Here is a 9,265-nt window from a genome sequence, read left to right on the forward strand (position 1 = left end):
AGAGTCACTGTCAGAGTCCGAATCACTATCGGAATCAGAATCACTGTCAGAATCGGAGTCACTGTCGGAGTCTGAGTCACTGTCGGAGTCGGAATCACTGTCTGAATCAGAGTCACTGTCGGAGTCCGAGTCACTGTCGGAATCAGAGTCGCTATCGGAGTCCGAGTCACTGTCGCTGTCCGAATCACTGTCGGAGTCGGAGTCGCTATCGGAATCGGAGTCACTGTCGGAGTCGGAATCACTATCGGAATCTGAGTCACTGTCTGAGTCTGAGTCACTATCGGAGTCGGAATCACTGTCGCTGTCCGAGTCACTGTCAGAGTCCGAGTCACTGTCAGAGTCCGAGTCACTATCGGAATCAGAATCGCTGTCGGAGTCGGAATCACTATCAGAATCCGAGTCTGAGTCGCTATCTGAGTCTGAGTCGCTATCGGAATCTGAGTCACTATCACTGTCCGAGTCAGAATCACTGTCGGAATCAGAGTCACTGTCCGAGTCAGAATCACTGTCTGAGTCCGAATCGCTATCGGAATCGGAGTCACTGTCGCTGTCCGAGTCACTGTCGGAATCAGAATCACTGTCTGAGTCGGAATCACTGTCGCTGTCCGAGTCACTATCTGAGTCGGAATCACTGTCGCTGTCAGAGTCACTGTCAGAGTCCGAGTCACTGTCAGAGTCCGAGTCACTATCGGAATCAGAATCGCTGTCGGAGTCGGAATCACTATCAGAATCCGAGTCTGAGTCGCTATCTGAGTCTGAGTCGCTATCGGAATCTGAGTCACTATCACTGTCCGAGTCAGAATCACTGTCGGAATCAGAGTCACTGTCCGAGTCAGAATCACTGTCTGAGTCCGAATCGCTATCGGAATCGGAGTCACTGTCGCTGTCCGAGTCACTGTCGGAATCAGAGTCGCTATCGGAGTCGGAGTCACTGTCTGAATCAGAGTCGCTATCGGAATCTGAGTCACTGTCGGAATCACTGTCGCTATCCGAGTCACTGTCTGAGTCTGAGTCGCTGTCGGAGTCTGAGTCACTGTCAGAATCTGAGTCACTGTCGGAGTCAGAATCACTATCGGAATCACTGTCGCTGTCCGAATCCGAATCACTGTCGGAGTCAGAGTCACTATCTGAATCAGAGTCACTGTCGGAATCAGAGTCACTATCGGAGTCGGAATCGCTGTCGGAATCTGAGTCGGAATCACTGTCGCTGTCCGAGTCACTGTCTGAGTCAGAATCACTATCGGAATCTGAGTCGCTGTCTGAGTCAGAATCACTGTCAGAGTCGGAATCAGAGTTATCATCAATTGCTGCAGCTACGCCGGCCCAGTATTTTGCATCACTGGCTGCGGCGGCGGCACTATCTTTAGCTGCCTTTGCTTCATCAGCTGCGGCCTTAGCTTTTTCAGCGGCAGACTTAGCTGCGGCGTTATCGCCGGCAACGTTCTGTGCTGCATTAGCTTCAGACTGTGCTGCTTCGGCATTAGACTGTGCTGTTGAGGCTGCTGCGGCGGCAGAACTGGCTGCGGCGGCGGCCGATGCGGCGTTAGATGCTGCTTCAGCAACTTCCGCATTTGACGTGTTTGCAGAGGCATACTTATTGGCAACGTCAGCATATGAGCTGGCTAATTTTGCATACTCTTCAGCATCAGCGGCTTCAGAAGCTGCGGCTAACGCTGCGTTGGAAGCATCATCACTGTCCACGGCGTTAACTGTCAAGTAGGCGCGTCCTAAATCAACAGTAACCGTCGTTCCCACAGTTGTTTTAGCCGTAACTCTCAGGAAGTAGTATCCAGCTTGCGAGGTCTTCACATCAGATAAATTGAGCGTATCTGTCGTCTGACCGTCTAATGCCACAATGTCAGTCCCATCAGCAGTTGCTGAGTAGTACCACTGGTAGGTAATCTTGGAAGCATCCCCAGTGTTACCGGCACCAGCATCTGGTTGGAAAGTGACAGAGTTCCCGGCATCAACAACCTGGTCTTCAAGTCCGTTACCCACCTGGATAACCTTGGAGGCGGAATAAGTTGACCCGTCAGCGTTCGTAACCGTAGCAGTAATCGTGACTGTGCCACGTGCATTTGCGGAAGTTGCCGTCACAACCCCGGCATTGTTAACAGTCGCGATACTTTCATCACTACTACTCCAAGTAATATTACTCGTGGAGTTCGTTGGGTTAGTTGTTGCCACGTAAGTCCCTGGGTCAGAATTCAACAGGTAATCGTTCCCACTAATCGTGATCCCAGTGGCTGGAATTTCCTTATCGTAAACATCAACTTCAGCTAAGTTACTGTAGAGCTGAGCCCCGATCAGAATTCCATAATCAGAGTACATCTGGAATAACAACGTTCCCTTGAAAGTGTCGTTAGTCTTTACCGTCAACGTGCTGGCAGTGGACATCTTCATCCCCCACCCAGTATTATTTTCTGCGGTGGCACTTTCTAAGTAACCTTGAGAAACAGCGTCATCGGTAGTCATCCACTTACCGTTAACCTGAACATACCAGGTCACACTCGTGGTAATCGCTGCCAGGTTGATAATCCCCAGCCGTGAAGTTCCAGTTAAAGTAAACGTTTGGCCTTGCTTCGTTGACGTCATCGTTGCTGGTTGTTGCGTGTAACCGTTGGTGATTGGGATTCCCCAAATCATCGTGGCATTACCAGAAGGTTTCTTCTTGTAAGAGCTCGTATCGTTGGAGTAGTTAACCGCGTATGAAGCAGCTTCGGTCCCAGATGAAGCGGAAACCGTTGCAGCAGCGGCATACGAGTTAGCATCGGCTAAAGCTGCACTAGCAGCTGCGGCAAAAGAACTTGCAGCAATAAAGTTTCCGGCGCTAACAGCTGAAGAAGCCTGCGTCATGTAACTGTTGGCATTCATCGCTGCGGCATCCCCAGACGCTGCGGCTAGTTCTGCAGCCTGTGCGTATTCTTGGGTGTCAGAAACATAGGATGCCCCTAAACTCGTATTAGACTTAATGCTACTTGATAATGAGTTGGCAACACTAGCGGCCAGAATAGCGGCTTGAGTTGCTAACGCATTGGCTTCGTTAGCTGCGGAAGCAACGCCAGAAACGTAAGACGATTGAGCGTCCACGATGATCTTCGTTGCATCACTAGCAGCGCTGGAAGCTTCTACAGATTCGGATTCAGCCAGGATCAGGTTTGACGCCGCATCCTTGGCTGCCCCGGAAGCTGCCGTATAGTCCTTAGCGTTGGCTGCTGACGTAGCGTATTGTTGCGCTTTGGCCGCATAGGACGCGGTCTTGGCAGCTGCACTGGCGGCCATTGAGTTGGCAATCGTTGCACCAGAGTTAAATTCTGGCACGTTGTTGTAAGCGTTGTTCGCATCTTGAGCATGTGTTGCGGCTTCGGTTGCTAATGAAGCGGCTAAGCTGGCCGTTGAAGCAGCGGTAGCGGCGTAACTATCTTTCAAGTAACTACCGATAGTCGCGTCCTGTGTAATCCGGGCAGCTTCTGACAGCGCATTATCCACGTTTTCACGAGCTAAGGCTGCTGCTGAGCTAGCCAAGACACTGTAAGAAGAAACCTTTTCGGCACTGGCAGCCGCAACTAAGGCAGCTGAGCTGGCCCCACTGTAATCCCCGGCTGCTTCTAAGGTAGCAGCAGCACTCTGGGCAGCGGCGGTTGATTGGGCTTCAGTTGCGGCTGCAGCGGCGTATGAAGCAGCACTCTTAGAAGCAGTGGCTGCGGCAGTCGCGTAGACCTTCCCGGAAACCATGTCATCGGGTTCGAAGTCAGCTAAGGAGTTCATGGTAATCACGGCTTCACTGACTGCAGTAGCCTGACTACCGGCTTGCTTAGCATAACTTGCAGCTAAGCTAGCGGCCTTCTTGGCTTGGTCCGTATAAGTTCCCTTGGCATCGCTTACGACAACCGTCAGAACGTTACTTGCCTTCTTAAATGACCCACCGGTCCCCAACATACCCTTTTTACCAGAAGCAACGTATTGGTAGTAATACGTTCCAGCGGCATTTGGCGTCAAGGTAACGGAAGCTTTCTTCTCGGAAACGGTCGTCGGATCCGTTGCTTGTTTCCAAGTCTTCCCATCGGTTGACACGTACCAAACGTAAGTTGCACTTCCGGAAAGTATGGTGAAATCACCGATTGTCGCGGTTAATGTGATACTTTGGCCAACATTAATCGCGGACTTATCAACGTCGAAATCAGTTGAAATGCCACCCTGATCATCCGTTGCATTGTTTTCGACGTTGGTATCGAATTGAACAGCTAATGAGGCTGCCTTCGCGGCATCACTTGCGGCCGTTGCGGCAACTACAGCAGCTGAGGAAGCTTGAACTGCTAATGAACTGGCTTCCTTAGGCGTTGCGACAGTCTTGGCCGCCTTGGCAGCTGAATCAGCAGTCGAAGCGGCATTGGCTGCTGTGACTGCGGCACTGCTAGCTGCGGCAGCATAGGAACTCGATTGGTCCCCATGGTAACCCGAAGCCGCGTTGGCATAACTTGAAGCAGCACTCGCAGACGAGGCAGCGGCACTGGCCTTAGTGGCAGCGTCTGAGGCGGCGTCCCCGATAGAGATGCTGACTGCAGCACTGGCGTAGGACTTCGCACTGTCACGGAAAGCATTCGCGGCATTGTTATTCGCCGTCGCAGTATCTTCCGCTAACGTGGTTGACGCCACTAATGCCGTACTTGCGGCTTCGTAATTTCCAGAAGCCGCCGCTGAAGTTGCTGTCGTATAGTAAGAATCGGCATCCTTAGCTAAATTAACAGCCGTTGCAGCTGCTGATTTAGCATTTTCGAAGGCAACGTTAGCCGATGAAGCGGCAGACAACGCTGCGGAGTTATTCTTGTCATATTGTGTTGCTAAGTAAGCTTCACTAGCCGCTGCGGAGGCTTCTGCCGCGGCATTTGATGCCGCACTAGCAAGACTGTGAACCATGCTAGCATATGAACTCACCATGTCCTTGATCCCAATGGCTGCGGCGGAACTCCCCATGCTGGCGTAACTAGAAGTTACCTCTGCATAGGACTGGGCTTCTTTGGCAAAGTAGTTCGCTGAGGAACTGGCTTCACCGTATTTAATTCCAGCATCCGCGCCCCCAATTGATGAGTTCAGGGCATCTAAATACATGTTGGCTAAACTATTATAATAATCAGCAAATTTATAAGCTTGGTCTGTTTCAGCATAGGCACTCTTAGCAGCACTGTTCGCTGCCTTGGTGGCGGCCGTCGAGACTAACTTGTCGTAACTGGAAGCTGCACTGGCAGCCTTCGCAGCCGCGGCTGCTGCGGCTGAAGCCGCTGCGGCCGCACTACTGTCACCGGCTGAATTAGCAACTTCATCTGAAGACGTATAGAAGGTCATCCGTGAAACGTTAGCCTTCTTAGTTGTCGCGACCTTGGTAACTGATGAGGTCACGGCAACGTTTAACGTAATGTCAGTTCCGGCAGTTTCTGCCAACTTGTTGACCTGGCTTGCTGAAATCTCGCTACTAGCACTCGTTGCTTCTGCACTGCTAGTTGCAACTGCACTGGTACTCGTGGCCTTTTCTGATTTTTGTACTGAACTGCTGGCAGTCGAACTAGTGTCCGTACTTGAGCTTGAATCAGCTGAAGTATCGAGATCATCACTAGCGCTCGTCGCTTCCGCAACAGCCTTACTGGCTGCCGATGTCTGTTCATCTGTAGCCCCACTATTGTCATCTGTGGTCTCCGCAGCCGATGCCCCTGCTGCCGAACTTGCCGCTGAATCTGAACTGGTTGTCGCAACTTTGGCACTCTGGGTCTTATCAGCTACACTCGTCGTATCCGCGCTAGCCGTCAATTGGCCCGCTCCTAAAAGCGAAAAGGATGCCATTGCGGCGAAGACCCAAGTCTTCCCTGCCTTGAACATCTTATAACGTAATTTAGGATCGTCTCTAAAAGCTTGTTTCCGCATAAATTTCACTTTTAAGTCGTCCTCCTTCAACTGTGTCTCAGTTCCTAACTTTAATAACGAGAAGGGCCTTCGGAATTGTAAGCGATTTCAGCATCGTTTGACCGAAATAACCGTATATGGTTTATACTTATGTCTCCAGAAATGGGACCCCCCTATAAACCACTTCTCATTCAGAAGCTATCATAGCACAACTTTACTATGCGTACTATTTGAAAGCTTAATCTAAACTTATAATTGACTATCCAGTGGGCTAAGATTAGAAGGTTCAAATTATATTTAATGTCTACCCTCAATCTGTTCAATACATACATTTCACTTGTCAAAACAGTATTTCAACTGCGACGATCAGTTTCATAAACGTTGATATATCAGCATATTTGTCGTGTTCGTAAGGTTTGCAAGCAAATTGAGTTTGCTCACTCTTTTTATTGTCATCACTACGCCAAAATTCTACTCTGAAGGTGCAAGCCCTTTCTTAAATTTGTTTTTAATGAGACTTTACTCACACCATTGCTAATATGTGCAGTGTTAATGAAGAGCGTAGGAACCTATTTTTATGATAAATTTGTTTATAATTATATAAACAATTAGCTATTAATTATAAGCTCACCACACAAACTAAAATATGTAACACCATTTTTTACACAAAAAAGCCGCCATCGTGGCAAATCACGATGGCGACATCACTTAATCAGTTTAATTTAAAATTTCATGTTCAATCACACTTGCCATGTCAGCCGGTAGCGGTGCAAAACAAGTGATTTGACGATCGATAAAGGGTTCATAGAAGCTCACCCGAGCACAATGTAACGCCTGTCGGGGGATCCAAGGATTGGTTTGACGGCCGTATAGCCAATCACCAATCAGCGGATGCCCCACTGACTCACAATGGACACGAATCTGGTGAGTGCGTCCAGTATGTAGCTTGAGTGCCAGCAAGCTAGCTGACTTGGACTTAGCACGAACCCAGAGTTCCGTCTTGGCTTGGCGACCATCTGGCCGTACGGTTCGTTTGACAAACGAACCGTCTGCCCGACCAATTGGCGCCTCAATGACCAAGTGAGTCGTGGAAAAAGCCCCAGTAGCGACCGCAATGTACCGTTTATCCAACGTTTTCAGCTTTAACTGCTTGTCCAATACGGAGTGCGCAAAGTGGTGCTTGGCAAAGATCACCACCCCACTGGTCTCTCGATCCAGTCGGGTTACGATATGGGTCACCGTACTAGGGGCCTGAATCGTCATCAGGTGCCCTTTCACACGGTTAGCCAAGGTATCCTCGGAATAGATGTGGGACGGCACAGAGGCCATCCCAGCCGGCTTATTTACCACAAGAAAGTGGTCGTCTTCATATAAAATGGCCAATGGTTTGAATGACGGTGAGACATGCGGGTTCGTCGGTTCCGGTGGTAGTGTTAGTCCCACAACCTGACCTGGCTGCGCCATCTCAATCACGCGGACCTCGCGACCATCCAGGCTCACGACTCCACCATGAAACTTAACCCGTTTCAGAAAAGTCCGAGTGACCCCATGGGCCATCAAGACCGTTCGCACGTGAACCGGCGACGTCCCCGTAACCCGCCATGCAAAGCTGGTCATTAGCGGTCCCTCCCGATAAAGGAAGACTCGACACGTTGCCAAAAATGCGTGTGACGATACTCAGCAAAAGAGATTCGTTGCTTGGCAATCTGATAGGTAATGGCCTTGATTGGCCGACCTTCAATGGCCAGCTGATCACACATTAAAATGTTATCTGCCGCAGCAGCGGGTTCGATTCGAACCCACTCATCGGCCGGAATAATCAGGGGGGATCCTAACGTCCGGAAGACCAGATTGTTAATCGAGGCAATCTCGGCCATTTGGACAGCGTCGAAGTGCGGACTGAGCACAGCCCCACCAACCGACTTGTTATACGCGGTCGATCCGGTTGGCGTTGACAAACACAGACCGTCCCCCCGAAAACTTTCAAAAAGCTCCCCTTTAATATACACATCGGCGACCATGGTTCCAGAAACTTTCTTAATGGTAGATTCATTTAACGCCAGGGCCTCGTCCGGATGCGTCCCATCCGCATACTCAACTTTAATGTTCAGTAAAGGATAGCTGACACTCTGGCCGTTATCCTCAATGAGGCTCTTAATGAGTTCCTGAACCTCGTAGTCCCGCCAGTCGGTATAGAATCCCAGGTGACCGGTATGAATCCCAACAAAGCGCACATGGTCCAGACGATCGTTGTAGTGGTGGAAGGCCGAAAGTAGCGTCCCATCTCCACCAACCGTCACAACAATGTCGGGGTCGAGGCTATCAATGGTGATACCGGCCGCTGTGAGCCCGGCCTTGAGCGCTCGTGAAACCTTCATCGAAGCTGGCCCGTTATTCCCAAAAATTGAAACCTTCATGCGCTAATCTTCCTTATCATGAGAAGTTTCTGACGGTATCCCTGGCTGTCCCCCACTCTTAGGGGTATAGTGTTGGGCTTCCTGAATTTCTTCTCGAATTTCTGACATTTCCGTGTCCAACTTAAATGCGGCTTCCGCAGCCCGTTGTAAACGCTGGCTGAGTTGTTCCGGAAAGTCACCTTGGTACTTGTAGTTCAATGAATGCTCAATCGTGGCCCAGAAGTTCATGGCTAGTGTTCGCACTTGAATCTCGGCTAAAATTTTCTTTTCTCCCGTGACCAATTGTACCGGGTACTCGATCACAATGTGATAGGACCGATAGCCACTGGGCTTTTCATTATGAATGTAATCCCGCTCCTCAAGAATTGTGAGGTCGGTTCGCTGGCGTAGTAAGTCAACGACTTGATAGATATCCTCAACAAATTGGCACATAATCCGTAGACCCGCAATGTCCTGCATATCCTTCTCAAGGCGTTCCTCAGCGACGTGCCGGCGCGTCATCTTTTCTTCGATACTCGGAACTGGCTTCACCCGACCCGTCACAAATTCAATGGGTGGCCGTTGATTTTGATTTTCAAATTGCTTCCGAATGCCGCGGAGTTTGACTTTCAACTCACTTACCGCTTGCTGATAGGGTAATAAAAATTGATCCCAATTTGCTATCATGATGACTTTCCCCCAACCTTGTTTGCACGTCTCATCCTTAAATTCTACCATATTTCACGCTTTACCGAGACTAATTACATTCTATTTAAGACGCGTAATTTTTTCCACCCCTAAGTTCCCGGTTCACGAGGCGTTTAGCTTTACCTAAGTCGAAAAATGTTGCATGATTAGGGTGCGTTTTAAATGGACGGTTTTTATCTCAAACAAATGTTCCGGATTGCTATTTTTTGAATTTTCCTCGATTTAAAATTGAAGTGCAACACCTGCTCTACTAGACCAGTTCTTTA

The 9,265-nt window shown here is 49.6% G+C and carries 4 protein-coding genes; all 4 read right to left on the bottom strand.

From position 1 onward, the window contains the following. Positions 1–5,916: KxYKxGKxW signal peptide domain-containing protein (locus tag IV54_RS12035; protein WP_272947298.1), on the bottom strand; the 5,916-nt coding region annotated here is incomplete at its 3' end. A 696-nt stretch (positions 5,917–6,612) separates the two neighbouring features. Next, a complete protein-coding gene (locus IV54_RS11380) occupies positions 6,613–7,512 on the bottom strand; it encodes an RluA family pseudouridine synthase (protein ID WP_057879429.1) in 900 nt (299 codons plus the stop codon). Beyond that, the gene (locus tag IV54_RS11385; RefSeq protein WP_057879430.1) at positions 7,512–8,312 is read right to left on the bottom strand and encodes an NAD kinase; all 801 of its coding nucleotides are present in this window, start codon (positions 8,310–8,312) and stop codon (positions 7,512–7,514) included. The genes IV54_RS11380 and IV54_RS11385 overlap by 1 nt, the downstream gene beginning before the upstream one ends. A 3-nt stretch (positions 8,313–8,315) precedes the next feature. After that, positions 8,316–8,978, bottom strand: a complete 663-nt coding sequence (gene yjbM / locus IV54_RS11390) for a GTP diphosphokinase (RefSeq protein ID WP_057879431.1) — start codon at positions 8,976–8,978, stop codon at positions 8,316–8,318. Positions 8,979–9,265 lie beyond the last annotated feature (287 nt).

It is taken from the genome of Levilactobacillus paucivorans, assembly GCF_001437125.1.
Lineage (GTDB): Bacteria > Bacillota > Bacilli > Lactobacillales > Lactobacillaceae > Levilactobacillus > Levilactobacillus paucivorans.

Excerpts from the sequence above, each read along its gene's own strand:
- IV54_RS11385 (WP_057879430.1), bottom strand. The coding sequence starts at position 8,312 with ATGAAGGTTTCAATTTTTGGGAATAACGGGCCAGCTTCGATGAAGGTT.
- IV54_RS11380 (WP_057879429.1), bottom strand. The coding sequence starts at position 7,512 with ATGACCAGCTTTGCATGGCGGGTTACGGGGACGTCGCCGGTTCACGTG.
- yjbM (WP_057879431.1), bottom strand. The coding sequence starts at position 8,978 with ATGATAGCAAATTGGGATCAATTTTTATTACCCTATCAGCAAGCGGTA.